Below are 1472 nucleotides of genomic sequence, written 5' to 3' on the forward strand. Positions count from 1 at the left end.
CGAGGTGCTCATCCCGATCCAGTGCGAGTACTACGCGCTCGAGGGGCTCTCGCAGCTGCTCAACAACATCGGGCTGGTGCAGTCGCACCTCAACCCGACGCTGCACGTCTCGACGATCCTGCTGACGATGTACGACGGCCGTACGAAGCTGGCCGACCAGGTCACGCACGAGGTCCGCAGTCACTTCGGCGACCTCGTCCTGCGCACCGTCATCCCCCGCAGCGTCAAGGTGAGCGAGGCGCCCGGCTTCGGGCAGACCGTGCTCACCTACGACCCCGGATCCCGCGGGGCGATGAGCTACCTGGACGCGGCCCGCGAGTTCGCCATGCGCGCCGCGGTCGCCGAACGACGGACCGAGTCGGCCGCTGCGAGCACCACGGGGGACCACGGATGACCGAACGTCGAGGCGGCCTCGGCCGCGGGCTCGCCGCGCTGATCCCGACCGGACCGCCCGACCCCGCCGACGCCTCCGTGGCGCGCTCCGGGGTCGGGAACCGGGCGGCCGACGTCGTGATCGGGCAGCGCTCCGCGGCGGCCACGCGCACGGCACCGCGGCCGACGTCGGTGCCCGACGACGTCCCCGACGTGGACGCCGGTGCGGTGGCGGGCGCGGTCTACCGCGAGGTCCGCGTCGACGGGATCCGGGCGAACCCGCGCCAGCCGCGCACCGTCTTCGACGAGGAGGCGCTCGCGGAGCTCGAGCACTCGGTGCGCGAGTTCGGGCTGCTCCAGCCGATCGTCGTGCGGGAGCTCGACGAGGCGGTGCCCGGCGAGGCCGGGGTCGAGGTCACCCACGAGCTCGTCATGGGCGAGCGTCGGTGGCGCGCCGCGCAGCGGGCCGGCCTCACCCACATCCCGGCGATCGTCCGGCGGACCGCCGACGACGACCTGCTGCGCGACGCGCTCCTCGAGAACATCCACCGCGTCCAGCTCAATCCGCTCGAGGAGGCCGCGGCCTACCAGCAGCTGCTCACCGAGTTCGCCGTGACGCACGAGCAGCTGGCCGACCGCATCGGGCGCAGCCGGCCGGCCATCACCAACACGATCCGGCTGCTGCGGCTGCCGGTGGCGGTGCAGCGCCGTGTGGCCGCGGGGATCCTCTCGGCCGGGCACGCCCGCGCGCTGCTCGGTCTCGAGGACACGGCCGCGCAGGAGGAGCTCGCGGCCCGCATCGTCGCCGAGGGCATGTCGGTCCGCGCCGCGGAGGAGGCCGTCACCCTCGCGCGCGGGGAGGACTCCTCGGCCGCCAAGCGCCGCTCCCCCGGGCGGAAGGCGCTGCACGCCCCCGGTCTCCAGGACCTCGCGGAGCGGCTGTCCGACACCTACGACACCCGCGTCAAGGTCGAACTGGGCCAGCGCAAGGGCCGGATCGTCGTCGAGTTCGGCTCGGTCGAGGATCTGGAGCGCATCGCGCGTCTGATGGGTCGAGAGGGCTTCTCGGCCCCGCCACCCTCGGAGTGATCCACGGGAGC

2 protein-coding genes are annotated in these 1472 nt (G+C 73.8%); both read left to right on the plus strand.

The genetic code is table 11. The annotated features are described in order from the left end of the window. On the plus strand, nt 1-394 hold a 394-nt coding region (locus tag AC0CYZ_RS01675), incomplete at its 5' end, for a ParA family protein (protein WP_472211604.1). Next, complete coding sequence (locus tag AC0CYZ_RS01680) at nt 391-1461, plus strand: ParB/RepB/Spo0J family partition protein (protein WP_472211607.1); 1071 nt, start codon at nt 391-393, stop codon at nt 1459-1461. The genes AC0CYZ_RS01675 and AC0CYZ_RS01680, both read left to right, overlap by 4 nt. Nucleotides 1462-1472 lie beyond the last annotated feature (11 nt).

It is taken from the genome of Actinomycetospora sp. (genome assembly GCF_055612215.1).

Excerpts from the sequence above, each read along its gene's own strand:
- AC0CYZ_RS01680 (WP_472211607.1), top strand. The coding sequence starts at position 391 with ATGACCGAACGTCGAGGCGGCCTCGGCCGCGGGCTCGCCGCGCTGATC.